The organism is Curtobacterium sp. MCBA15_016 (assembly GCF_001865105.1).
GTDB lineage: Bacteria > Actinomycetota > Actinomycetes > Actinomycetales > Microbacteriaceae > Curtobacterium.
Genome location: NZ_MJGR01000045.1, coordinates 36257 through 59121, shown reverse-complemented (window position 1 = coordinate 59121; position 22865 = coordinate 36257). Strand labels below are relative to the sequence as shown.

Annotated in this window: 23 protein-coding genes; 13 read left to right on the top strand and 10 right to left on the bottom strand. The window is 72.3% G+C overall.

Going from position 1 to position 22865, the window contains the following annotated elements:
- Positions 1 to 5 precede the first annotated feature (5 nt).
- Genes BIV03_RS16395 through BIV03_RS16385 form a run of 3 tightly spaced genes read right to left on the bottom strand, consistent with a single transcriptional unit; the run spans position 6 to position 3467 of the window.
- Positions 6 to 749: a copper homeostasis protein CutC gene (locus tag BIV03_RS16395; RefSeq protein WP_070417284.1), complete on the bottom strand. Its 744-nt coding sequence runs from the start codon at positions 747 to 749 to the stop codon at positions 6 to 8.
- Positions 746 to 2290 carry a M81 family metallopeptidase gene (locus BIV03_RS16390; RefSeq protein ID WP_071296456.1) on the bottom strand — a complete coding sequence of 515 codons (1545 nt, stop codon included), beginning with the start codon at positions 2288 to 2290 and terminating at the stop codon, positions 746 to 748. The genes BIV03_RS16395 and BIV03_RS16390 overlap by 4 nt, the downstream gene beginning before the upstream one ends.
- Positions 2283 to 3467 carry an ROK family protein gene (locus tag BIV03_RS16385; RefSeq protein WP_083403495.1) on the bottom strand — a complete coding sequence of 395 codons (1185 nt, stop codon included), beginning with the start codon at positions 3465 to 3467 and terminating at the stop codon, positions 2283 to 2285. Before BIV03_RS16385 ends, BIV03_RS16390 begins: the two co-directional genes overlap by 8 nt.
- A gap of 215 nt (positions 3468 to 3682) precedes the next feature.
- Here BIV03_RS16385 and BIV03_RS16380 point away from each other — a divergent pair, with 215 nt between their 5' ends.
- The 5 genes from BIV03_RS16380 (at position 3683) to BIV03_RS16360 (ending at position 10108) form a co-directional block, all read left to right on the top strand.
- Positions 3683 to 5479, top strand: coding sequence for a peptide ABC transporter substrate-binding protein (locus BIV03_RS16380; RefSeq protein WP_071296454.1), 1797 nt, complete (start codon positions 3683 to 3685; stop codon positions 5477 to 5479).
- 90 nt (positions 5480 to 5569) lie between these two features.
- On the top strand, positions 5570 to 6529 hold the full coding sequence (locus BIV03_RS16375; RefSeq protein ID WP_071296453.1) for an ABC transporter permease: 960 nt from the start codon (positions 5570 to 5572) through the stop codon (positions 6527 to 6529).
- The gene (locus BIV03_RS16370) at positions 6526 to 7425 is read left to right on the top strand and encodes an ABC transporter permease (RefSeq protein WP_071296452.1); all 900 of its coding nucleotides are present in this window, start codon (positions 6526 to 6528) and stop codon (positions 7423 to 7425) included. The genes BIV03_RS16375 and BIV03_RS16370 overlap by 4 nt, the downstream gene beginning before the upstream one ends.
- The gene (locus BIV03_RS16365; protein WP_071296451.1) at positions 7425 to 9185 is read left to right on the top strand and encodes an ABC transporter ATP-binding protein; all 1761 of its coding nucleotides are present in this window, start codon (positions 7425 to 7427) and stop codon (positions 9183 to 9185) included. Before BIV03_RS16370 ends, BIV03_RS16365 begins: the two co-directional genes overlap by 1 nt.
- Positions 9182 to 10108, top strand: a complete 927-nt coding sequence (locus BIV03_RS16360; protein ID WP_071296450.1) for an ROK family protein — start codon at positions 9182 to 9184, stop codon at positions 10106 to 10108. Before BIV03_RS16365 ends, BIV03_RS16360 begins: the two co-directional genes overlap by 4 nt.
- A 109-nt stretch (positions 10109 to 10217) precedes the next feature.
- On the opposite strand, the gene BIV03_RS16355 is transcribed toward BIV03_RS16360, so the two are convergent.
- Entirely contained in the window at positions 10218 to 10676 is a 459-nt protein-coding gene (locus BIV03_RS16355) for a DUF4383 domain-containing protein (protein ID WP_071296449.1), read from the bottom strand.
- A gap of 186 nt (positions 10677 to 10862) precedes the next feature.
- On the opposite strand from BIV03_RS16355, the gene BIV03_RS16350 reads away from it, so the two are divergent.
- Together BIV03_RS16350 and BIV03_RS16345 are read left to right on the top strand one after the other, a co-directional pair.
- The gene (locus BIV03_RS16350; protein WP_071296448.1) at positions 10863 to 11750 is read left to right on the top strand and encodes an SDR family oxidoreductase; all 888 of its coding nucleotides are present in this window, start codon (positions 10863 to 10865) and stop codon (positions 11748 to 11750) included.
- Positions 11751 to 11759: 9 nt separating this feature from the next.
- The gene (locus BIV03_RS16345; RefSeq protein WP_083403494.1) at positions 11760 to 12059 is read left to right on the top strand and encodes a Dabb family protein; all 300 of its coding nucleotides are present in this window, start codon (positions 11760 to 11762) and stop codon (positions 12057 to 12059) included.
- Positions 12060 to 12086: 27 nt separating this feature from the next.
- Here BIV03_RS16345 and BIV03_RS16340 read toward each other — a convergent pair whose 3' ends face one another.
- Both BIV03_RS16340 and BIV03_RS16335 read right to left on the bottom strand, forming a co-directional pair.
- Complete coding sequence (locus BIV03_RS16340) at positions 12087 to 12719, bottom strand: Pr6Pr family membrane protein (RefSeq protein ID WP_071296446.1); 633 nt, start codon at positions 12717 to 12719, stop codon at positions 12087 to 12089.
- A gap of 41 nt (positions 12720 to 12760) precedes the next feature.
- A complete protein-coding gene (locus tag BIV03_RS16335) occupies positions 12761 to 13606 on the bottom strand; it encodes a helix-turn-helix transcriptional regulator (RefSeq protein WP_071296445.1) in 846 nt (281 codons plus the stop codon).
- 101 nt (positions 13607 to 13707) lie between these two features.
- On the opposite strand from BIV03_RS16335, the gene BIV03_RS16330 reads away from it, so the two are divergent.
- Both BIV03_RS16330 and pcp read left to right on the top strand, forming a co-directional pair.
- The gene (locus tag BIV03_RS16330) at positions 13708 to 14406 is read left to right on the top strand and encodes an SDR family NAD(P)-dependent oxidoreductase (protein WP_071296444.1); all 699 of its coding nucleotides are present in this window, start codon (positions 13708 to 13710) and stop codon (positions 14404 to 14406) included.
- Between the two features lie 73 nt (positions 14407 to 14479).
- The gene (gene pcp / locus BIV03_RS16325) at positions 14480 to 15127 is read left to right on the top strand and encodes a pyroglutamyl-peptidase I (protein WP_071296443.1); all 648 of its coding nucleotides are present in this window, start codon (positions 14480 to 14482) and stop codon (positions 15125 to 15127) included.
- A 22-nt stretch (positions 15128 to 15149) separates the two neighbouring features.
- On the opposite strand, the gene poxB is transcribed toward pcp, so the two are convergent.
- Positions 15150 to 16874: a ubiquinone-dependent pyruvate dehydrogenase gene (gene poxB / locus BIV03_RS16320; RefSeq protein ID WP_071296442.1), complete on the bottom strand. Its 1725-nt coding sequence runs from the start codon at positions 16872 to 16874 to the stop codon at positions 15150 to 15152.
- Between the two features lie 110 nt (positions 16875 to 16984).
- Between poxB and BIV03_RS16315 the strand changes: the two genes are divergently transcribed.
- A complete protein-coding gene (locus BIV03_RS16315) occupies positions 16985 to 17710 on the top strand; it encodes a phosphatase PAP2 family protein (protein WP_071296441.1) in 726 nt (241 codons plus the stop codon).
- Here BIV03_RS16315 and BIV03_RS16310 read toward each other — a convergent pair.
- Entirely contained in the window at positions 17700 to 18953 is a 1254-nt protein-coding gene (locus BIV03_RS16310) for a multidrug effflux MFS transporter (protein ID WP_071296440.1), read from the bottom strand. The two genes, BIV03_RS16315 and BIV03_RS16310, sit on opposite strands and share 11 nt — an antisense overlap.
- Before the next feature lie 45 nt (positions 18954 to 18998).
- On the opposite strand from BIV03_RS16310, the gene BIV03_RS16305 reads away from it, so the two are divergent.
- Positions 18999 to 19445 carry a MarR family winged helix-turn-helix transcriptional regulator gene (locus BIV03_RS16305; protein WP_071296439.1) on the top strand — a complete coding sequence of 149 codons (447 nt, stop codon included), beginning with the start codon at positions 18999 to 19001 and terminating at the stop codon, positions 19443 to 19445.
- Between the two features lie 63 nt (positions 19446 to 19508).
- Here the strand turns inward: BIV03_RS16305 and soxR are convergent, their stop codons facing one another.
- Positions 19509 to 19997 carry a redox-sensitive transcriptional activator SoxR gene (soxR, locus tag BIV03_RS16300; RefSeq protein WP_070417265.1) on the bottom strand — a complete coding sequence of 163 codons (489 nt, stop codon included), beginning with the start codon at positions 19995 to 19997 and terminating at the stop codon, positions 19509 to 19511.
- Positions 19998 to 20122: 125 nt separating this feature from the next.
- On the opposite strand from soxR, the gene BIV03_RS16295 reads away from it, so the two are divergent.
- Entirely contained in the window at positions 20123 to 20356 is a 234-nt protein-coding gene (locus BIV03_RS16295; RefSeq protein WP_071296438.1) for a hypothetical protein, read from the top strand.
- A 27-nt stretch (positions 20357 to 20383) separates the two neighbouring features.
- Here the strand turns inward: BIV03_RS16295 and BIV03_RS16290 are convergent, their stop codons facing one another.
- Positions 20384 to 21412: an aldo/keto reductase gene (locus tag BIV03_RS16290; RefSeq protein WP_071296437.1), complete on the bottom strand. Its 1029-nt coding sequence runs from the start codon at positions 21410 to 21412 to the stop codon at positions 20384 to 20386.
- A gap of 188 nt (positions 21413 to 21600) precedes the next feature.
- Between BIV03_RS16290 and BIV03_RS16285 the strand changes: the two genes are divergently transcribed.
- Positions 21601 to 22845, top strand: a complete 1245-nt coding sequence (locus tag BIV03_RS16285; protein WP_071296436.1) for an MFS transporter — start codon at positions 21601 to 21603, stop codon at positions 22843 to 22845.
- Positions 22846 to 22865 lie beyond the last annotated feature (20 nt).

Here is a 22865-nt window from a genome sequence, read left to right as displayed (position 1 = left end):
TTGGGTCAGGCGTCGAGGGCCCGGCGCGCGGCGGCGACCACCTCGGCGTCGGTGACGAAGTGCGCCGAACCGTCGTCCGCGCCGCCCATCGGCACGCCCGCGTGGGCGCTGTCGGCGGCGGGTCGCTTCGCCGAGAGGTGCACGGCGGCGGCCCCCGTCGCGACCAGGGCGGGGACGTCGGCCGGGGTGACACCGGCGCCCGCCATGACCTGCACGGGCCCGGCGGCGTCGACCATGCGCGTGATGGTCGCGGCACCGGCCACCGCGGTGGGCGCTGCCCCCGAGGTCAGCACCCGGGTGAACCCGAGGTCGGCGAGGGTGGCCGCGGCGGCGACGGGGTCGGCCGCGTGGTCGATCGCCCGGTGCAGGGTGACCTCGGCGGTCGCGCTGACCGAGCGTGCGGCGTCGACGAAGCGCCGGAGGGCGTCCTCGTCGAGCGTGCCGTCCGGACGCAGGGCACCGACCACGACGCCCGCTGCCCCGGAGCGCAGGACCGTGCGGACCTCGCGCACCATGAGCTCGACCTCGTCGGGGGTGTGCACGAAGCCGCCGGGACGGCAGCGGACGAGGGCGTGCGCGGGGATGCCGGTCTCGTGGGTCGTCTCGACGAGCGCCTGGGACGGCGTGAGGCCACCGAGCTCGAGCCCGACGCAGAGCTCGACACGGTCGGCGCCGCCGTCCCGTGCGACGATCGCGCCGGCGGGTGAGGTGACGGCGATCTCGAGGGCGACGGGGGCGGCGGTGGTCACGCGATGGCTCCGAGCGGTTCGTTCGACGGCGGGATGATCCGGGCGCCGAGGTCCGGCGCCGACGGGAACACTCGATCGTAGGGGAACATCGGCCGGACGATCCTGTGGTGTCCGAGCCGCTCGAGGTCCTGGTCGACCCCGCCCGGCGTCAGCGCGAGCATCCAGTCGGCAGCCATGTCGAAGAGCTCCGGCTCGAGGTACCCGATCTTCACGATCACCACGTCGGCGTCCCGCGGGGCGAGGTCGAGGTCGGTGAAGTCGTGCTCGTGGTGGTACGGCTTGCGGAGCGTCGTCAGGATCGCGAACACACTGCCGACCTGCAGCACCACCTCGGTCTCGGCGTCGCGGTCGCCGTGCTTGATCGCGTGCACGCGGCCGGTCATCGTGATCGGCCCGGCGTGGACGGCGTCGACCGACGCCCCCGCCGTCACGGTGACCGTCGCACCGACGCCGGCCTCCACCGCCGCCGCGACGGCCGCGGGGCCGGGAACGCTCGCGTAGATCACCGTCGGGCCGTCGGGCTCCGCGAAGGCCGGGTTCGCCAGCACCTGCGTGAGCCCCCACGTCATGTCGCCCGAGCCACCGGCGGTCGGGTTGTCGCCGGAGTCGGACACGAAGAACGGCCTCGCGGCGCCCGGCGCGAGCGCAACGGCGAGGCACTCGTCGAACGTGCCGGTCGGTGCGACGAACACGAAGTCCTCACGCACGTCCCAGAAGGCCCGCGCGAGTCGTTCGGCACCCGCGGCGACGGCGTCGGCGTCCCAGCCCGTGACCACGGTGACCGCGCGGTCGCGGGGCTGGTCCGCCCAGGCGTAACCGACCCAGATCGCCGCGTCGAGCACGCCCTCGGTCTGTTCGACGAGCGGCACCTGCGCGTACAGCGACGCCGCGGGCTCGATGCGCGTCGAGGTCTGCTCGCCGGGCAGGAGCACGGGGATCGGCACCCAGGCCTTCACCGGGCGCTGCTGCCCGACCGCTCGGGTGGTGAGCACGTCGACCAGGTTCCGGACGGCGCGCTCCTTCGTCTCGAGGGCGTCCTCGTGCGGGGCCATCCGGTAGCAGGTGACGAGGTCCACCTGGTGCGCGAGCTCCGCCGTGACGTTGCCGTGCAGGTCCATCGACGCCGACACGATGACATCGGGACCGATCACCGCGCGGATGCGGCCGAGCAGGTCGGCCTCGGCGTCGTCCAGGCCCTCGACCACCATCGCGCCGTGGATGTCGTACCAGAGCCCGTCGACGTGCTCGGCCTCGACGATCGCTTCCAGCCGCGAGACGATCTCCGCCGCGAGCGACTCGTACGAGTCACGGTCCACGATCCCGCCCGGCAGCGCGTGCCCGATGAGCGCCCCGCGGAAGTCGGCGTGCGCCGACAGCGGCCCGAGGAAGTCGTAGCGGGCCACGACCTCGTCCCCGCGGTCCGGGTGGAACGCCGGTGCGTGGGTGCGCGTCGGCGTGAACGTCGAGGTCTCGATGGCGAGACCGGCGATCGCGATGACCGGGCGGTGGGTGGCGGGTGCGGTGGACACGGGCTCAGACACGGACGTTCCTGTTCCTGGTGGTGGACTGGGGGATGGGCGCGGACAGTTCCTCGAGCGACGCGGCGAGACCTCGCTGCAGGGCGAACTGACCCGCCCCGACGAGCCCTGCGTCCGCGCCGAGCGAGACCGGCTCGATGACGAGGTGCTGCGTCATGAGCGGGTGGCAGCTCTCGTACAGCTGGCTCCGCACGGCGGCGATGAACGGGTCGAGGGTGGAGAGGATGCCGCCGAGGTACACGGCGTCCGGGTTGAAGAAGTTGACGTTCGCGGCGAGCACCTCGCCGAGGTACCGGCCCGCGAGCCGCACGGCCCGGGTCGCCTCGGGGTGGGCGTCCGAGGCCAGGCGGACCACGTCGGCGGTCGAGGAGACGTCGACCCCGGCGTCCGACAGGATCCGCACCAGGGCGGCTCCGGACGCGACGGTCTCGAGGCACCCGGTGTTCCCGCACGAGCACGGGGTGTCCCCGGCAGCGTCGATCCGGACGTGCGTGATGTCCCCGGCCGAGCCCGTCGCCCCGCGGTACAGCCGTCCGTCGATGACGATCCCGGCCCCGATCGCCGAGCCGGCCTTGATCGTGATGGTCTGTCGCCGGCCCGGGTCCTGCACGGTCTGCTCGCCCGCCGCCATGCAGTTCGCGTCGTTGTCGACGACCGCCGGCAACCCGAACCGCTCGGTCAGCCACGACGCCACCGGGAACCCGTTCCACCCCGGCATCCGGCTCGGCAGGTCGACCACGCCGGCCTCGACGTCGACCGGGCCCGGGAGGCTGAGGCCGACGCCCCGCAGCCCGTCGCGACCGCGCTCGTCGGCGAGCCGCTCGAGCAGGGCGGCCAGCCGCTGGAGTCCCGCGGTCGGGCCGTCGGAGAGCGCGAACGGGACGTCCGCGACGGACTCGAGCGCGCCTCCTGGCAGGACGATGCCGATGCGCGCGTGCCCGCCGCCGACGTCCGCGGCGACCGCGTACTCGTCGACGCCGCCGATGCGGAGCACCTTGCGGGGGCGGCCGCCGGTCGAGACGTCGGTGCCCTCCTCGGCGAGCAGCCCGTGCGACAGGAGCTGCGCGACCACGTGGGACACGGTCGAGGGGGCGGCGCCGAGCAGCGCGGCGATCTCCGTCCGACTGGAAGCCTGCCCGGACGCGACGAGCTCCAGGACGCGGGCGCTGAGGTCCGGCACGACTTTCTCCAATCCGGGCGGAACGCGGCGGGTGACCACCGACTGCCGCGAGCCTAACCGGCAGATCGACCGGTCCACCCTTTCGTCCGAACGGCAGAAACGAACTATTTACACGGAGATGTTTGTTTTTCCAACGGCTTTGGACATTGACTGTCCCCGTGCCGCTCGGCACGCGTGCTCCACACCCCGAACCTCCCACGCACCAGGAGACACACATGACCAAGCCCCGTCGCTGGGCGCTCCTCACCGGAGCCGCGATCGCCGTGAGCGCGCTGCTCGCCGGCTGCTCCGGGGGCGGCAACGCCTCGTCCGGCAGCAGCTCCGACACGATCGACTACGCACTGCCGGCCAACTTCACGCCGAACTGGATCCTCCCGATCGGCACCGCAGCGCACCTCAACACGAACAACGGCTCGATCGCGCAGTCGCTGTACGAGCCGCTCGTCGCCTACGACGGCTCCACCGGCAAGATCGCGTGGAACAAGGCCGGTTCGGTCGCGACGGACGCGACGTTCGCGAGCGACTCGAAGAGCGTCACGGTCACCCTCGGCGACCGGCACTGGTCCGACGGCAAGCCGATCACGAGCCGGGACGTCGAGTTCTGGTTCAACCTGATCAAGGCGAACAAGGACGAGTGGGGCTCCTACTCGAAGGGCAAGGCGCCGGACAACTGGACCTCCTTCACGGCCGACGACGACACGCACTTCACGATCACGTTCGACAAGGCGTACAACCCGGACTGGATGCTCGCCAACCAGCTGAGCCACATCATCCCGCTGCCGCAGCACGCCTGGGACAAGACGAGTGCGAGCGCGAAGGTCTCCGACGCCGACGAGACCGCGTCCGGTGCGAAGCAGGTGTGGAAGTACCTCAACACCGCCGCCGGCAAGATCTCCGACTACGCCAGCGACGACCTGTGGAAGACCATCTCCGGGCCCTACGGCGTGAAGACGTTCACCACGGCGGGCAAGGTCACCCTGACGGCGAACACGAAGTACGACGGCGGCGAGAAGCCCTCGATCACGACGGTCAACCTGCTGCCGTTCACCACGACGGACGCCGAGGTGAACGCGGTCCGCTCGGGGGAGGTCGACTACGGCTACATCAACGCCACCGACATGGACCAGAAGTCGTCCTTCACGTCGAAGGGCTACGACGTGCAGCCCTGGACCGGCTGGGCGATCACGTACATGCCGTACAACTTCAACAACCCGGACATGGGCGCCGTGTTCAAGCAGCTGTACGCCCGCCAGGCCGTGCAGATGTCGATCGACCAGACCTCGCTGTCCAAGGTCGTCTTCAACGGCACCGCCACCTCGACCTACGGGCCGATCCCGCAGGCGCAGGAGTCCGACTACGTGTCGAGCACGCAGAAGGACAACCCGTACCCGTTCAGCACGAAGAAGGCCAAGGCGCTGCTCGAGTCCCACGGGTGGGCGGAGCAGGGCGGCACGATGGTCTGCACCGACCCCGGTACGTCCGACAGCCAGTGCGGCGAGGGCGTGAAGCAGGGCACGAAGTTCACCATGAACGTCCTCTCGCAGTCCGGCTCGACCGTCACCGACAACATGATGAGCGCGATCCAGTCCTCGCTCGCGAAGACCGGCATCGGCTTCACGATCAAGACCGCGCCGGTGTCGAGCGTCCTGTCGCAGACCCCGACCTGCACGAGCGACGAGGCCAGCTGCGACTGGGACCTCTCCTTCTTCGGCACCGCGGGCAGCTGGTACTTCCCGGCCTACCCGACCGGTGAGTCGCTCTTCCAGACCGGCGGTTCGGCGAACTTCGGCTCGTACTCCAACGCCGACGTGGACAAGCTCATCGACGCGACGACCACGTCGCCCGACGCCACCGCCGTGCAGGACTACAGCGCCGCGGTCGCGAAGGACCTGCCGGTGATCTGGCTGCCGAGCCCGGACTACCAGATCTCGGTCGTCAAGCAGGGGCTGACCGGGTTCGACCAGGACTCGCTCGCCAACTTCCACCCGGCCCAGTGGAAGTGGTCGAAGTAACCACCTGACACCCCCGGGAGGCGCGGTGCGGGTCCGACCCGCACCGCGCCTCCCGGGGCCCACCGCACCAACCCAGACGACGGAAGCCGCATGACCACAGCTCTCTACCTCACCAGGCGCGTCCTGCAGGCGCTCGCGGTGATCCTCATCGTCACGATCGTCGTGTTCTGCCTGCTGCACGCCCTGCCGGGCGGGCCCGCCCGCGGCGTCCTCGGCGTCTCCGCGACGCCCGCGCAGATCGCCGCGTTCAACACGGCGCAGGGGCTCGACCAGCCGCTGCCCGTGCAGTACCTCCGGTTCCTCGGCCGCCTCCTCACCGGCGACCTCGGCACGTCGTACACGCTCAACGAGCCGGTCTCGCAGCTCATCACGGAGCGGCTGCCGAAGACCCTCGTCCTCACCGGGATGTCCGCGGTGCTCGGCATCGTGCTCGCGATCCCGGTCGGCATGTGGCAAGCGGTCCGGCGCAACGGCGCGGTCGACTACGCGGCCACCGCCCTGGCCTTCGTCTTCTACTCGACGCCCGCGTTCTTCCTCGGGCTCGTCCTGATCATCGTCTTCAGCCAGCAGCTGCCCTGGCTGCCGTCCCAGGCGCCGAGCGGGAACACCCTCGCCGAGGTCTTCCAGGACCCGGCCGGGCTCGTGCTCCCCGTCGTCACCGGTGCCCTCGCCATGATCGCCGTCTTCAGTCGGTACATGCGGGCCTCGACGCTCGAGAACCTGCAGGAGGACTACGTCCGCACCGCCCGCGCCGGCGGTGCCTCGACCGCGGCGATCCTGCGCCGGCACGTGTTCCGGAACTCGCTCACCCCGGTGGTGGCGATGCTCGGGTACTACCTGCCGGTGCTGTTCGGCGGGGCGCTCGTCACGGAGCAGCTGTTCAACTACCCCGGCATGGGGCTCCTCTTCTGGAACGCCGCGCAGACCTCGGACTACCCGACGCTGCTCGGCTGCGTCCTCGTCATCTCGATCGCGACCGTGGTGGGCACGCTGCTCGCCGACGTCGCGCAGTCCTTGATCGACCCCCGAGTGAAGGCAGGCCGCGCATGACCGCACAGCTGGCACCCGAAGCCCCCGGAGCGGCGTCGCTCGTACAGCCCGTCGCCGCCACCGGCTGGCGCCTCGCCGTCCGCCGCTTCCGCCACAACACCCTCGCGGTGATCGGCCTCGTCGTCATCGTCGTCATCGTGCTGTTCTGCTTCGTCGGCCCGTTCCTGTACCCGACGGACCAGACGCACACCCAGCTCTCCCAGGCGAACCTCGCCCCCGGCGCCGCGCACCTGCTCGGCACCGACGCCGTCGGGCACGACGTGCTCGGCCGGCTGATGTTCGGCGGCAAGGTGTCGCTCATGGTGGGCATCGCCGCCGGCGTCCTCGCCACCGTCGTCGGCACCCTCTGGGGCTCGATCGCCGGGTACGTCGGCGGTTGGGTCGACGCGGTGATGATGCGCGTGGTCGACGCCGGCATCGCGATCCCGGCGCTCTTCATCCTGCTCGTCATCTCGGCGATCACGACGCCCGGCGTGTGGGGACTCATCGTGATCCTCGGCTTCGTGTCGTGGCTCGTGCCCTCCCGGCTCATCCGCGCCGAGACGCTGACGCTGAAGAACCGCGACTACGTGCTGACCCTCCGCGCGATCGGCGGGTCGCACGCCCGCGCCATCGGCCGCCACCTGCTGCCGAACTCGGTGTCCACGATCGTCGTCGCCGCCACGTTCCAGGTCGCCGACGCGATCCTCCTCGTCGCCTACGTCTCGTACCTCGGGTTGGGCGTGCAGGCACCCGCGACGGACTGGGGTGGCATGCTCTCGGCAGGACTCACCGCCGCCTACTCGGGGCGGTGGTGGCTCATCGTGCCACCGGGTCTCGCCGTGATCCTGGTCGTCTGCGCGTTCAACGCCGTGGGCGACGGGCTCCGGGACGCCTTCGACGTGAGGGGCCGTTGATGTCCATCCTGACGACCACCGACCTCGGGGTCTCCTTCAGCACGGAGTCCGGCACGGTCGACGCCGTCCGCGGGGTCTCCCTGCACGTCGAACCCGGTGAGACGCTCGCGCTCGTCGGGGAGTCCGGTTCCGGCAAGTCCACCGTCGCCCTCGCCGCGATGGGGCTGCTGTCCGGCAACGCCGCCGCCACCGGCAGCGCGGTCGTCGACGGCCACGAGATCGTCGGCGCCGCCGAGCCCGCCCTGCGGTCGCTCCGCGGCAGCACCGTCTCGATGGTCTTCCAGGAGCCCGCGACCGCCCTCGACCCCCTCACCCGCGTCGGGGCGCAGATCGCCGAGGTCATCCGGAACCACGGCGACGTCTCGGCAGCGGACGCCGCGGCACGAGCCGTCGACCTGCTCGACCGGGTCGGCATCCCCTCGCCCGCGCAGCGCGCCAGGGCGTTCCCGTTCCAGCTGTCCGGCGGCCAGCGGCAGCGCGTGGTCATCGCGATGGCGATCGCGAACTCGCCGAAGCTCCTCATCGCCGACGAGCCGACGACGGCCCTCGACGTCACCGTGCAGGCGGAGATCCTCGAGCTCCTGCGTCGCCTGGCGGCCGACACCGGCACGGGAGTCCTGCTCGTCACCCACAACATGGGCGTCGTCGCGGACTTCGCGGACCGGGTCGCGGTCATGCTGCAGGGGTCGATCGTCGAGACGGGCTCCGTCGAGGACGTCCTGCTCCGGCCGGAGCACGAGTACACGAAGCGGTTGCTCGCGGCGGTGCCGCGGCTGGCCGTGGCCGAGGCCGGTGCGGCCGTCGCGTCCGGTGCGTCCGGCGTGGCCGTCACGTCCGGTGCGGCCGTCGCGTCGGGTGCGTCCGGCGTCGCCGTCGCGTCCGGTGCGTCCGGTGCGTCCGTCGCGGGCGGTTCGGACGGGAGGCGCGGCGCGGCCCCGGTGGTCGACCTGCGGGACGTCTCGGTGACGTTCGGGCGCGGGGCGCGCGCCGTCCACGCGCTGCAGGGCATCGACATCGCCGTGCACGCCGGCGAGACCGTCGGCCTGGTCGGGGAGTCCGGTTCCGGCAAGTCCACCGCGGCCCGGGTCGCGCTCGGCCTCGTCAAGCCGACGTCCGGCAGCGTGCACCTGTTCGGCTCCGACCTGCGGACGGCGCGTGGTCGCGACCGCCGAGCGCTCCGGTCGGGCATCGGCGTCGTGCTGCAGGACCCGGTGGCGTCGCTCGACGCCCGGATGTCGGTCGCCGAGTGCATCGCCGAACCGCTCGCCGTGCACCGTCGCGGCATGTCCTCCGCCGACCGTCGGAAGCGCATCGACGAGGTCCTCGACGCCGTCCGGCTGCCCCGGGCCCTGGCGTCGCGTGCACCCCGGGAGCTCTCGGGCGGGCAGCGGCAGCGCGTGTCCCTCGCCCGGGCGCTCGTGCTCTCGCCGCGGTTGCTCGTCGCTGACGAACCGACCAGTGCGCTCGACGTCAGCGTGCAGGAGACGGTGCTCGAGGTCCTCCGCGAGCTGCAGGACGACCTCGGGTTCGCGTGCCTGTTCGTCTCGCACGACCTCGCCGTCGTCCAGCAGTTCGCCGAGCGGGTCGTCGTGATGCGCCAGGGCGTCGTCGAGGAGCAGGGCACGACCGGTGCCACCCTCATGCACCCGACCACCGACTACACCCGACGGCTGCTCGCCGCCGTGCCCGTCCCCGACCCGGTGGTGCAGCGGCAACGCCGGGTCGAGCGACTCGCGACCCTCGGGGCGGTGACCGCGTGAGCGAGGTCGTCGCCGGCGTCGACGTCGGCGGGACGAACACGAAGGTGGTCCTCGCGACCCCGGCGCTCGAGGTGATCGACCGCATCGACCTGCCGACGCCCGCCCACGCGGGTGGCGCCGCGATCGTGACGGCCGCCCTCGGTGCCGTGACGGACCTGCTCGACCGGCACCGCGCCTCCGTGACCGGTGTCGGGGTGGGCGCTGCCGGCGTCGTCGACGCGAGCACTGGGACGGTGCTCGTGACGGGCAACTCGTTCACCGGCTGGGCTGGTTACGGCGTGACGGACGCGGTCACGTCGGCCCTCGGCGTCCCCGCGACGCTCGACAACGACGTGAACGCGTTCCTCCTCGGCGAGGTTGCCGCCGGTGCCGTGGCGGGGGAGCCGGACGTGCTCGGCATGACGCTCGGGACCGGGGTCGGCGGCGCGCTCGTGCTCGGCGGCTCGCTGTTCGCCGGGCCCCGCGGTGCGGCGGGCGAGATCGGCCACGTCCCGGGCTTCGGCGACGCGGTGTGCACCTGCGGGCAGGTCGGCCACCTCGAGACCATCGCCGGGGCGCGCGGCATCGCCGACCGCTACGCCGAACGGACCGGGCGCCGGGCCACCGTCCGCGAGGTCGCCGACGCCGCACGCGCCGGGGACCCCGACGCCGCCGCGGTGTTCGAGACCGCCGGCTGGGGGCTGGCGCGTGCTGCCCTGCTGACGGCGGGGATCCTCGACGTGACGACCATCGTCATCGGCGGGGGGATCGCGCGGTCATGGGACCTGCTCGAGCCGGCCATCAGCGCCGCCATCGCGCTGGAGCCCCCGGTGAGCGGGGCGCCGATCCGGCTGGCCCTGTCGTCGCTGGGGTCCGACGCCGTGGCGCTCGGGGCCGCTGCGCAGGTGCGGGACCTGGTGCTCGGGAGTGCGCCCGCGCGCTGAGGCGACCGCTTCCCGGAACGACGAGGAGCCGGCCTGGACCACCTGATCGCGTGGCCCAGACCGGCTCCGGTCGTGGGTGCTGTCGGCGGGAGGACCGCCGACGGCCGGGTCAGACCCGACGGGCCCCGACGCGGGGGAGCAGCAGCCCGAGCACGATCATCGCGACGGCGAGCACCAGGTGCAGGACGTTGTCGGCGCTGTTGAGCGGCACGAAGTTCGCCGGGTCGGCCATGCCGGCGGTGAACAGGCCGTAGACGAACAGGACCGCGTAGACGATCCCGCCGACGAGCAGGTAGAGCCGGGCGCCGCGGGCGCTGCGGGCCGCGAGGAGCCCGACGACGCCGAACAGCAGGTGGACGATGTTGTGGAGCACGGACACCTGGAACGTGCCGAGCAGGAGTGCCATCGAGCCGTGGCCGGCCACCGACATCGTGCCCATGTCCATCGTGAGACCGGGGATGAACCCGGCGATGCCGACGATGAGGAAGACGATCCCGAAGACCAGGGCGCCCTTCTGTGTCCAGGTGGAGCCGTTGGCGGTGCGGTTCGTTGCTGCGTTGCTGGTCATGATGCGACCTCTCTCTCAACGAGGGCCGGAACGCCGGTGCGCCGGTCCGGGCGCTCATGACGCCCACAGTGCATTCGGAGCATGTGCCCGGTCGGTTTGCAGGTACTTCGCGACCCACACATCCGCGCGCTGGCCGTGCCTGGGGCCTGAGCCGTCGCGGAGGGGACGCCGGGCATCGTGGAGCGCATGAGCCAGTACGACAAGCGCGATCCCAAGACCCTCTACCCCGCCCCGCCGTACCCGGAGCAGGAGCAGTCGCTCCCCGGGGCCGCGTGGAAGATGGACCCGAAGCCCGACCACGGCGAGGAGAGCTACGTCGGGCTCGGTCGCCTGAAGGGCTTCCGGGGCATCGTCACCGGCGCCGACTCGGGCATCGGCCGCGCCGCCGCCATCGCACTCTCCCGCGAGGGCGCCGACCTCGTCCTCTCCTACCTGCCCGACGAGCAGGAGGACGCCGAACAGGTGCGCGACCTGCTCGAGGGCGAAGGGCGTCGTGCGGTGCTCTTCCCCGGCGACATCTCCGACGAGCAGTACTGCACCGACCTCGTCCAGAAGGCCGTCGACGAGTTCGGTGGCCTCGACACCCTCGTCATGGTCGCCGGGCGGATGGACAGCAACGACGACATCCTCACGCTCACGACCGAGCACTTCGACTCGACCTTCAAGACGAACATCTACTCGCTCTTCTGGCTGACCAAGGCCGCCGTGCCGCACCTCGAGCCGGGATCCACGATCGTCACCACCGGGTCGATCCAGGCGAGCACGCCGTCGCCGGACAAGATCGACTACGCGGTGTCGAAGGGCGCGATCAAGCTCTTCACCGAGGCCGTCGCGCAGCAGCTCGCGCCGAAGGGCATCCGCGTGAACTCGGTCGCTCCCGGACCGGTGTGGACGCCCCTCCAGCCGGGGTCCGACGACGCCGAGACCGTGGCGCACTTCGGCGAGCAGTCGCCGTTCGGCCGCCCCGGTCAGCCCGCCGAACTCGCTGCCGCGTACGTGCACCTCGTCAGCCCCGAGTCCAGCTACCAGTCCGGGTCGACGATCACCATCGCCGGCGGCACCCCGGCCTTCTAGGAGGACACGATGAGCGGGACGACACACGTGGTCCTCGTCGCCTGGGACGGCGACGCAGCCGACCGGTCGGCGCAGGCCGATGCCATCGTGCGCGAGCACCTGCCGCGGATCGACGGCGTCGAGTCCGTGCGGTCAGGCGAGAGCATCAGCACCGAGGGGCTCGAGGGCGGTTTCGACTGGATGCTCGTCGTCCGGTTCCGGGACCGCGCGGCGCTCGCCGGGTACCTGCCGCACGAGGAGCACCAGCCCGTCGCCGCGTACATCCAGGGCGCGAGCGAACGCGTGGTGGTCTTCGACGTCGAGGACTGACGTCGGGGTGGTCGTCGGGCGTGCCGATCAGCGCGACCCGACGACCGCCGTCCGCCGGGCCATGGCGTTGCCCGATGCGCGCACGAGCACGGCGATCACGAGGAAGCCGACGAGCAGTGCCGCGCAGTACAACGCGACGCCGCCGTACCCGCCGACACGGGCCGGGTTGAAGAACGGGTAGGGGTAGAACCCGACGACCGCGCCGCGGACCAGCGTGTACGCGGTGTAGACGGCGGGCACGATCGCGGCCGCCCAGACCATGGTGAACGGCTGCCGGTGGCGGGGACGGTCCACGAACCAGTCGACCACGACGGCCGCCGGGATCACCATGTGGTGCACGACGTTCACCCACGGCAGGAGTTCGCCGAGGTCGGCACCGGCCAGCAGCGTGTTGAACACGATGCCGACGAACGCCAGGTAGACGACCGCGGCGCCGCGCGCGACCTCCCACCCGCGCGACGACGGGACACCCCGCAGGAGCCGGACGGCGCCGATCACGAACACGGTGCTGGCGTAGAGGTTGCCGAGGATCGTGAAGTAGCTGAAGACGCTCACGAGGCTGAAGTCCACCCGCACGCTCAGCACGACCTGGGTGACGACTCCGGCGACGGACGCGGCCGCGAGCGCGAGGCGGACGGCAGCCAGGACGGTCGTCTTCATGGCGCCACCCTACCGATCGCCGGCACTCCCGGACGGATCGGTCACCCGACGAGCGACTGCGTCCCGAGCACGACCGCCAGCGCCAGCCGCTCGGCATCGGCACTGCCCGGCTCCGCGGTGTACGCGAGCACCGTCAGGTCATCGGTCGCGATCCTCAGGGTGTCGCAGTCGAGGGCGATCCGGCCCACCGCCGGGTGGTCCACCACCTTCCGCCGGCCGGAGCTCTGCGGCGGTGCGGTGTCGCCGGTGTCCCACAGCTCGACGAACCGTTCGCTCGCGGCACGGAGGTCCCGCACGAGCTGCCGCAGCCCGCGGTCGAGCGGGTACCGGGCGACCGTGAGCCGGAGCTCGGCGACGACCGAGGCCTCGAACGCCCGCTGCTCGGCGTCCGAGTGCACCGCCCGGCTGCCCGGTCCGACGAGGTGGCGCCACGCGGTGTTCCGCTCGTGCCCACGGAGCGCACCGACCGGCCCCATCAGCGCGTCGTACGGCCCGTTCGCGGTCAGGATCGTGCCAGCGGCGTCGAGCACCGCGACCGGGGTGTCCGACAGCCGGTCGAGCAGCCGCTGCACGCTCGGCGGGATGCGCGAGGGCACGACGTCGGCGCCCGGGGCGGCGTGCCCGGCGAGCCGGAACAGCAGCTCGCGCTCCGCGTCCGCGACCCGGAGCGAGCGGGCCAGCGCCTCGACCACCTGCGCGGACGGCGAGGTCGCCCGCCCCTGTTCGAGCCGGGTGAGGTAGTCGGCCGAGATCCCGGCGAGGGCGGCGAGCTCCTCGCGACGGAGGCCGGTCGCGCGCCGACGGCTCCCCGCGACGACGCCGACGGTGTCCGGCGCGACGTGGTCGCGCAGCCGACGGAGGGTGCGGCCGAACTCGGTGTGTTCCACGGCTCCAGTCTGCGACCCGTCGCGCCCGCTGTCCTGGGTCCAGCAGTCCTACGACAGCGGGACGGCTCCCCGAGGGCGCTCGCCGGAGCGACGCTGGGGCCATGACAACGACATTCGTCACCGGGGCCACACGCGGCCTCGGCAAGGAGACCGCCCGCCAGCTCGCCGCCGCCGGCCACACCGTGTGGATCGGCGCCCGCGACCTCGACACCGGCCACGCGGTGGCCGACGAGATCAGCAGGGGACCGAACGCGGTCCGAGCCGTGCAGCTCGACGTCACGGTCGACGCCTCGGTCGCCGCGGCGTTCGCGACCATCGGCGCTGCCGGCGGGCTCGACGTGCTGGTGAACAACGCCGGCATCGGCAAGCTCGGGCTGGACGGACCGGAGGCGCTCGAGGTGTTCGACACGAACGCCGTGAGCGTCGTCCGGACCACCGAGGCCGCGCTGCCGCTGCTGCGGTCCTCGGCCGCCCCGATCGTCGTGAACATCTCGAGCGCGCTCGGTTCGTTCGCGGCCAACCACGACCCGGAGAAGCCGGCGTCGCAGTACCAGGCGATCGTCTACGGCGCGAGCAAGGCGGCGGTGTCGATGCTCACCGTGCAGTACGCCCGTGCCGTGCCGGAGGTCCACTTCGTCGCGGTCGAGCCCGGGTACACCGCGACCGAGTTCGGGGGTGTGCCGAACCCGCACGGCCGTCCGGTCGAGGTCAGTGCGGCGACGGTCGCCGCGGCGGCCGCCGCGGGCCCCGACGGTCCGACGGGCGTCTTCCTGGAGGACGGTGCGCCGCTCGGATGGTGACCATCCGACGAACGGGAGGCGCAGGGCGGCTGCGCACCGCGCCTCCCGGCCCGCAGGTCCCTACGATGAGGACGTGGCTGACGCGACCGAACCGACCGTCCTGCTGACCGCCTTCGAACCGTTCGGCGGCGACGCCGTGAACCCCTCGTGGGAAGCCGCGCAGCGGCTCGCGGCCACGTGGGACGGACCGGCGACCCTCGTCGTCGAGCAGCTGCCGGTGGTCTTCGCCGAGGAGCGGTCGCGGCTCGCCGCAGCGATCGCGAAGCACCGTCCCGCCGTCGTCATCGCGACCGGGCTCGCTGCCGGACGGGCCGCGGTGACACCGGAGCGCGTCGCGATCAACGTCATGGACGCCCGGATCCCGGACAACGCGGGCGCGCAGCCGGTGGACGAGCCGATCGACCCGTTCGGTGCCCCGGCAGCGTTCAGCGGACTGCCGATCAAGCGGATCGTCCGGGACGTCCGGGCAGCCGGTGTCCCCGCTGCGGTCTCCAACACGGCGGGGACGTTCACCTGCAACCAGGTGTTCTACGAGCTCATGTCGTTCGCCGACCGCGAGGGCTTCCGAGCCGGCTTCGTGCACGTCCCGGCCACCCCGGACATCGCCGGGGACGGCCCCTCGCTCGACCTCGACCGGATCGTCACCGCGCTCGACGCCGTGGTCCGCGCCTCGCTCGACCCGGCGCCGGACATCGTCGCCGAGGGCGGCGCGGAGTCCTGACCCGCGCCGCCCTCGTCGTCGGTCAGATGAACTGGCGGAAGTTCGTCGACGCGAGGTCGAGCAACTCGTCGCCGCGACCGGACAGCACGGTGCGGATCGCGTAGAGCGTGAAGCCCTTCGCCTGCTCGAGGGTCACCGCCGGCGGCATCGAGAGCTCCTGACGGTCGGCCTTGACCGACACGAGCGCGGGGCCGTCGTGCGCGAGGGCGGCGGCGAGCGCGTCCTCGAGCTGGTCGGACTCGTCGACGCGGAAGCCCGCGATGCCGATCGCCTCGGCGACCTTCGCGAAGTCGGGGTTCTGCAGCTCGGTGCCGTAGGTGACGAACCCGGCCGCCTTCATCTCGAGCTCGACGAAGTTCAGGGACGAGTTGTCGAACACGACGATCTTCACGGGCAGCTTGTTCTGCACGATCGTGATGAGCTCGCCGAGCAGCATCGCGAGGCCGCCGTCGCCGGCCATGGCGATGACCTGCCGGTCGGGGAACGCCGCCTGCGCACCGATCGCCTGCGGGACGGCATTCGCCATCGTGCCGTGCACGAACGACCCGATCAGCCGCCGGTCGCCGTTCATGGTGAGGTACCGCGACGCCCACACGACGGGGGAGCCGACGTCGGGGATGAACACGGCGTCCTGGTCGGCGAGCCGGTCGAGCGCGCGCGCGACGTACTGCGGGTGCAGCGGCTTGTGCTTGCCGGCCGGCACGGCCAGGTCGTCGAGCTTCGCGCGGGTCTTCGCGTAGTGCTTGCGCGCGTCCTCGAGGTGCTTCGTGGGGTGCGACCCGGTGAGCAGCGGGATGAGGGCGAGCGCCGTGTCCTTGACGGTGCCGACCAGGCCGATGTCGACCGGGTGCCGCTTGCCGAGCTGTTCGCCGCGGATGTCGACCTGCACGTGCTTCGCCTTCGCGGGGAAGAACTGCTGGTACGGGAAGTCGGTGCCGAGCATGAGGACCACGTCGGCGTCCTCCATCGCGCGGTACCCGGAGGCGAAGCCGAGGAGCCCGGTCATGCCGACGTCGTAGGGGTTGTCCCACTCGATGTGCTCCTTGCCGCGCAGGGCGTGCACGATCGGGGCCTGCAGGCGTTCGGCGAGGGCGATGACCTCGTCGTGGGCACCCGCGACGCCGGCGCCCGCGAGGATGGTGACCTTGTCGGCGCCGTTGAGCAGCTGCGCGGTGCGCTCCAGCTCGGCCTGTGCGGGGATGATCCGCGGCTCGGCGCGCTCGATGGTCGTGACGCGGGGCGCGACGGCCTCGGCGAGGAGCACGTCGCCCGGGATGACGAGCACGGCGACACCGCGCTTCTCGACCGCGGCGCGCATCGCGATCTCGAGCAGGCGCGGCATCTGGGACGGGTCGGCGACGTACTCGACGTAGACCGAGCACTCGCGGAAGAGCTCCTGCGGGTGGGTCTCCTGGAAGTAGCCGGAACCGATCTCCGCCGTGGGGATGTGCGCCGCGATCGCGAGGACCGGCACGCGGGAGCGGTTCGCGTCGTAGAGGCCGTTGATCAGGTGCAGGTTGCCGGGACCGCAGCTGCCCGCACACACGGCGAGGTTCCCGGTCAGCTCGGCCTCGGCGGAGGCGGCGAACGCGGCCGCCTCCTCGTGGCGGACGTGCTCCCACCGGATCGTGCCGTCCTTGCGCAGCGCGTCGGTGAAGCCGTTGAGGGAGTCCCCGGGGAGACCGTAGACCCGTTCGACGTCGTTCTGACGGAGGGTGGCGACGATGTTCTCGGCAACGGTTGTCATGGCTTCGTGTCTAGTCCTGGCGGCTGATCCCCGCCGTTCACTGAGCGACCTCTGATCGTCCGACACCGAACTCGGGGCCGTCCGGACGCCGCACCTGCGACGATGGGCGGATGTCCGACCACGATCTCCGCCCCCGCCGACGAGCGTCCGACGAGTACGGGATCCTCGACCGGAGCCGCTACCCGCTGGCGTCGGTGGCGATCGCCGTCGTCGCCGTCGTCCTCATCACGATCGTCGGGTTCACCCTCGGCACGGTCGACCTCGGGCTCTCGAAGGCGCTCAACGGGCTGCACACCGGCGCCCTCGGGGCGTTCACGACGGCGGTCTACCACGTCATCAGTCCCGCACCGGCGATCGGGATCACGGTCGTGGTCGTCGCGGTGATCTGGTGGCGGACCCGCGACCTCCGCCCGGCGCTGGCGTTCGGGGGCACGATCGCGATCACGTGGGTGCCGTCCGCCGTCGTCAAGGAGATCGTGCACCGGGCACGTCCGGACGTCGCCGTGCTGCCGCACCCGTTCCCGGTGCAGCCGGACCCCGGCTACCCGAGCGGGCACACGGTCTACATCACCGCGTTCGTGATCGCGCTCATCTGGCTGCTCCGCGACACCCGGTGGCACCGCCTCGCGCTGGGACTCGGGGTCGTGGCGATCGTCGTCGTGTTCTTCGCGGTGTCGATCGACGCCGTGCACTACCCGACGGACGCCGCCGCGTCGATCCTGTGGGCGCTCGCCGTCGCGCCGGGCGTGCGGGTGGTCTGGGTCGACTGGCTCATGCCGAAGATCCCGTTCCTGCGGCCCCGGGGTCCCGCGGCGCAGCGCGAGGTCACGCGCTGACGCCGCGCCGACCGCGCGCGGCCAGCAGCGCCACCACGGCGACCACCGCGGCCGCGAGCATCACGACCGCGAGCGGCGCCGCCGTGCCCTCGCCGCCGATGCTCACGAGCGGCGACACGAGCGCCGCGAGCCCGAACTGCAGGGCACCCAGCACCGCCGAGGCGCTCCCGGCAGCCTGCGGCACCGCCCCGAGCGCGAGCGCGGTCGCGTTGCCGAGCACGAGGCCGAGCGACCCCACGGCGGTGAACAGCGGGACGGCGAGCCAGAACACCGGTGCGGACGTGACGACGAGCAGCGCGAACGCGACGGTCGAGGCCAGCACGAGGACGATGCCGAGCGCGAGCACCCCGGTGACCGAGCGCGTCGCCGTGAGCTTCGCCGAGAGGATGCTCACGCCCATCAGTGCGAGGGCGTTGCAGCCGAACGCGAGACCGTAGCCCACCGTGCCGAGCCCGAGCATGTCCTGGTACAGGAACGGTGACGCGGAGATGTACGCCATCATCACGGCGAACGCGAAGCCGAACACCGCGGTGTACCCGACGAACGTCCGGGAGCGGAGTGCCCGCAGCGGCGAGCCCGTCGTGCCGGACGCCCGTCGCTCGGCACGCAGGGCATCGCGGCGCGAACGCAGGTGCGTCTCGCGGACCACGGCGAGCACCGCCACGAGCATGAGGACCGACAGGCCGAGCACGATGGTGAGGAGCCCGCGCCAGCCGATCGGCCCCGTCAGGAGCCCTCCGAGCAGCGGCGCGACCACCGGGGCGACCCCGCCGACGATCATCATGAGCGAGAACGCCCGCGCCGCCGGCTTGCCCGTCGCGAGGTCGGAGATCACCGCGCGACCGATCACCATGCCGGCCGCGCCGCCGAGGCCCTGCAGCAGGCGGGCGACGACGAGCACACCGACGTTCGGCGCGAGCACGGCCGCGGCGCTCGCGAGCACGCACAGTGCGGCACCGGCGAGGAGCGGCGGCACCCGGCCGAACCGGTCGGACAGCGGCCCGAAGACGAGCTGTCCCGCGGTCACGCCGACGAGGAACGCGGTGAGGGTGAGCTGCACGGTCGTCGCCGACGCCTGCAGTTCGGTGGTCATCTGCGGGAAGGCCGGCAGGTAGAGGTCGGTCGCGAAGGGCGCGACGGCGCTCAACAGGCCGAGCACGAGCAGCAGGCCGGTGGTGATGCCCTGCTGTCGGGTCGTGGGTGTCGCGGCGTGCGCGCGGATGGAGCCGGTGTCCGTGGTCATGATTATGAAAGCATAACTGATGCGGGACGTCGGTAGGGTGACGGCATGGGATCCGCGCCGTCCGACGACCTCCTCGCCGAGCTCGCCGACGTCGTGCTCCGGATCTCGCGCGAGATCGACCCGCACGGTGCGAGGTCGCTCGACATCGTGCCGCTCACCGGCACCGAGGCCCTCGTGATGCGCTGGGTCGACCGGAACCCCGGGTCGACGCCGAGCGCGGTGGCCGAGGCGACGGCCCTCAAGCGCAGCAACCTCAGCGTCGCGGTCGGGTCGCTCGTGGCGAAGGGGATGGTCGAGCGTCGGCCCGACCCGGACGACGCCCGGACCGTGCAGCTGTACTCGACCGAGCTCGCCGCGGGCAGCATCGAACGGCTGCACGCGCACTGGGCCGGCATGCTCCGGCAGGCGCTCGGGGGCGACGACGAGGGTGTGGCGGCGACGTTCGCCACGCTCACGCGCATCGACGACCACCTGCGCGACGCGACGCGCTGACCGCGACGCGACCGGTCGACGGCCTGGAGGCGCGGGTCGGGCCCGCACCGTCCCTCCCGGCCGTCAGACGGTCCGGTCCGGCACCTCGTCCGCGATCGGCAGCAACCGACGGGCTCCGTGCCCCTCGGCACCGAGCTCGTCGCCCGGGTTCATCACGAGGCAGGCGTTCAGCGACACGCAGCCGCAGCCGATGCACTGCGTCATCTCCTCCTGCAGGCGCTCCAGTTCGAGCTGCCGGGCGCGGAGTCGCGCCCGCCACCGTTCGTTCAGGCGGTTCCAGTCCCGCAGTGAGGGCATGCGGTCGGACGGCAGCGTCTCGAACTGCTCCGCGACCTCGCTCAGCGGGATCCCGAGCCGTTTGGCGACCTGGATGATCGCGATGCGCCGCTCGACGTGTCGTGGGTAGAGGCGGGTGCCGCCGGCGGTGCGCTCGGGGTGGATGAGGCCCTTGCGCTCGTAGAAGTGCAGGGCCGACGCTGCGACCCCGGTCCGGGCGACGACCTCGCCGATCGTGAGGAGGTCGGTCGGGCTCGGACGCGGGATCTCCACCATGGTCGAGATCCTACGACGCGGGAGTCGTCGAGACCGCGTGACATAGCAGTTGACATGAGAACTGATGTCCAATATGTTGTGTACCACGAGCCGCGAGGGGCGGCTCCCGACCCGGAGGTCCGACCATGACCACGATCCTGCAGCCCCGCACCGCCCGCACCACGACCGCCCGTCCGGTCGCTCCCGCACGCGCCACCGGCACCGCCGACGCGACCGACGCGACCGGCGCCACCCGCCAGCCGCTCGCCCTCGACGGCGTGCTCGGTCGGCTCGAGCGCGCCGCCGCTCGGCTCCCGCACGCACTGGCCCTGCCGGTCATGGTCGCGCACGCCGCGGTCAGCACGGTCGCGTACCGCTGATCGCCTCCCGCTGACGCGGTCCTCGCGTCAGTGGGTGAGGACGCGGCCGCGGAGCCGCTCCCGGCTGAGCCCCGGCAGCTCCACCCCCGTGTCGCGTTCCAGCACGTGCGTCCCCGGCGGCACGACCCGGTCGATGGCGTCGAGCACCTCGTCGTCGAGCACCACCTCGGCCGCCTGCGCGTACGCGTCCACGTGCGAGACCGTCCGCGGACCGATCACCACGCTCGACACGTCCGGGTGGGTGAGCGCGAACCCCACCGCGAGCTCGAGCAGGGTGAGCCCGGACTCGTCCGCGAGGTGCCCCAGGCGGTCGGCGACGTCGAGCTTCCGACGGTTCGCCGGGGCGCCGATGTCGTACGCGTGCGGCTGCTCCACCACCCGCGGCGACCGGGGCTGCACGGTACCGTTCCGGTACGCACCCGCGAGCCAGCCACCCGCGAGGGGCGCGGCCGCGAGCACACCGAGCCCGAACCGTCGGGCGACCGGGAAGGTCGTCCGCTCCGCCGTCCGGGTGAGGATCGAGTACGGGGCGTGCGTCGCGCTGGCACTCTTCCCGCCCGACCGGAGCCACTGCGCCTCGACGAGCTCCTCGGCCGGGAAGCCCGGGATCCCGAAGGCGCGGATCTTGCCCTGCGTGACGAGGTCGGCGAGCGCGTCGAGGGTCTCGTCGAGCGAGGTCGCCGGGTCCGGGTGTGCCGGCTGGTAGAGGTCGATGACGTCGGTGCCGAGCCGTTCGAGACTCCGTTCGACCGCGCGGAACATCCACCGCCGTCCGTTGCCGTGGTGCGACGGGTCCCGGTCGACCGGGTCCCCGAACCGCACCGCCAGGAACACGTCGTCGCGGCGGTCGCCGAGTGCGGCACCGAGGACGGTCTCGGCGAGGCCCGCCCCCTCCGCGTCGGACACGTCCACCGCGGTGACCCCGCGCACGAGCGCCTCGTGGACGAGTCGGACGGCGTCGTCCACGTCCCGCTCGGCGACCGTCGACACGGCACGGCTCCCCAGGGTCAGCGCGCTGACGGGAGCCCCCGTCCGCCCCATGCGTCGCTGTTCCATGGCGGCCACGATAGGAGGACGCCCGTGACACCGGGCCCCGGGTGACGAACCGTTACCGCTGGTACCCTGGGGCCGTTCCACCAACACGCAGTGTGTATCTACCGGCCGTCGACACCCCGACGGACAACGGCGGCACCCGATGGGTCCGCCCCAGGAGATCCCCGGCCGGGCCGAGAAGGCACACCTCCATGCTCCACACCCGTTCCACCGCGCCCGCGCCCGCCACCACCGACGACCGCTCGCTCGTCGCCCACGCCGGACGCTGGTACTTCCCCGTCGCGTTCGTCGCCCGGCTCCCCTTCGCGATGATGGTCGTCGGCGTGCTGACGCTCGTCGTCTCCGCGCGCGACTCCGTGGCGCTCGGCGGCGTCAACTCCGCGTCGGTCGGCATCGGCGCCGCGGTCTTCGGCCCGCTGGTCGGTGCCGCCGCGGACCGCTTCGGCCAGCGGAACGTGCTCGTCCCCGTCGGGCTGGTGAACGCCGTGCTGCTCGGGGTGTTCCCCTTCGTGGTGGACGGCACCGCTCCGGACGTCGCCGTGCTCGCACTCGCGTTCTGCATCGGGGCCTCGGCGCCCCAGGTCGCCCCGATGTCCCGGACCCGGCTCGTCGCGATCATCGGGCAGCGGATGGCCCCGGCACGTCGCGGCAAGGTCCTCAGCGGCACGATGGCCTACGAGTCCGCGGCCGACGAGACCGTGTTCATCATCGGCCCGTTCCTCGTCGGGATCCTCGCGAGTGCGATCGCGCCGTGGGTCGCCGTCGCCGGTGCCTCCGCGCTGACGTTCGTCTTCGTCACGGCGTTCGCGCTGCACCCGACCGGCAAGCTCGTCGTCGGCCGGCACGAGGAGCTCGAGCAGGCACCGGCCCGTCAGCTCCTGCGGCCCCGGCTCGTCGTGGTGGTCCTCGGGATCCTCGGCGTCGGCCTGTTCTTCGGCTCGACGCTCACCGCGCTGACCGCCTTCATGGAGACCCACGGCGAGCCCTCGCAGGCGGGATTGCTCTACGGCCTGATGGGCATCGGCTCCGCGGGGCTCGCCCTCGGCTCCGCGGCGTTCCCGCGCGGGTTCGCCCTCGGGTGGCGGTGGCTCGTGTTCGGCGTCGTGCTGCTCGGCGGTGCCGTCTGGTTCTCGCAGGCCGGTTCCGTCGTCGCCGTGGGGGTCGTGCTCGCGGTGATGGGGATCGGGATCGGTCCGACCCTGGTCGCGCAGTACAGTCTCGGTTCCGACCGCTCACCCGTCGGGCGCTCGGCGACCACCATGACGATCCTCGGTTCCGCCGTGATCGTGGGGCAGTCCATCGCGTCGGCGATCACGGGCGACGTCGCCCAGCAGCACGGGGCCGACGCCGCGATGCTGCTGCCGGCCGCGTCCGCGGCGGTCGTCGTGCTCGCCGCGGTGGCGAACCTCGTGCTCTCGCGTCGCGCACACGCGTGACCGCTTGACGGCCTGGAGGG

Bases quoted from the DNA above. Each gene is read 5' to 3' on its own strand.
- BIV03_RS16355 (WP_071296449.1), bottom strand. From the start codon at position 10,676: ATGACCAGCAACGCAGCAACGAACCGCACCGCCAACGGCTCCACCTGG.
- BIV03_RS16310 (WP_071296440.1), bottom strand. From the start codon at position 18,953: ATGACCACGGACACCGGCTCCATCCGCGCGCACGCCGCGACACCCACG.
- BIV03_RS16370 (WP_071296452.1), top strand. From the start codon at position 6,526: ATGACCGCACAGCTGGCACCCGAAGCCCCCGGAGCGGCGTCGCTCGTA.
- BIV03_RS16365 (WP_071296451.1), top strand. From the start codon at position 7,425: ATGTCCATCCTGACGACCACCGACCTCGGGGTCTCCTTCAGCACGGAG.
- soxR (WP_070417265.1), bottom strand. From the start codon at position 19,997: ATGGTGGAGATCCCGCGTCCGAGCCCGACCGACCTCCTCACGATCGGC.
- BIV03_RS16290 (WP_071296437.1), bottom strand. From the start codon at position 21,412: ATGGAACAGCGACGCATGGGGCGGACGGGGGCTCCCGTCAGCGCGCTG.
- BIV03_RS16340 (WP_071296446.1), bottom strand. From the start codon at position 12,719: ATGAAGACGACCGTCCTGGCTGCCGTCCGCCTCGCGCTCGCGGCCGCG.
- BIV03_RS16305 (WP_071296439.1), top strand. From the start codon at position 18,999: ATGGGATCCGCGCCGTCCGACGACCTCCTCGCCGAGCTCGCCGACGTC.
- BIV03_RS16285 (WP_071296436.1), top strand. From the start codon at position 21,601: ATGCTCCACACCCGTTCCACCGCGCCCGCGCCCGCCACCACCGACGAC.
- BIV03_RS16295 (WP_071296438.1), top strand. From the start codon at position 20,123: ATGACCACGATCCTGCAGCCCCGCACCGCCCGCACCACGACCGCCCGT.
- BIV03_RS16350 (WP_071296448.1), top strand. From the start codon at position 10,863: ATGAGCCAGTACGACAAGCGCGATCCCAAGACCCTCTACCCCGCCCCG.
- BIV03_RS16330 (WP_071296444.1), top strand. From the start codon at position 13,708: ATGACAACGACATTCGTCACCGGGGCCACACGCGGCCTCGGCAAGGAG.
- BIV03_RS16315 (WP_071296441.1), top strand. From the start codon at position 16,985: ATGTCCGACCACGATCTCCGCCCCCGCCGACGAGCGTCCGACGAGTAC.
- BIV03_RS16345 (WP_083403494.1), top strand. From the start codon at position 11,760: ATGAGCGGGACGACACACGTGGTCCTCGTCGCCTGGGACGGCGACGCA.
- BIV03_RS16380 (WP_071296454.1), top strand. From the start codon at position 3,683: ATGACCAAGCCCCGTCGCTGGGCGCTCCTCACCGGAGCCGCGATCGCC.
- BIV03_RS16375 (WP_071296453.1), top strand. From the start codon at position 5,570: ATGACCACAGCTCTCTACCTCACCAGGCGCGTCCTGCAGGCGCTCGCG.
- poxB (WP_071296442.1), bottom strand. From the start codon at position 16,874: ATGACAACCGTTGCCGAGAACATCGTCGCCACCCTCCGTCAGAACGAC.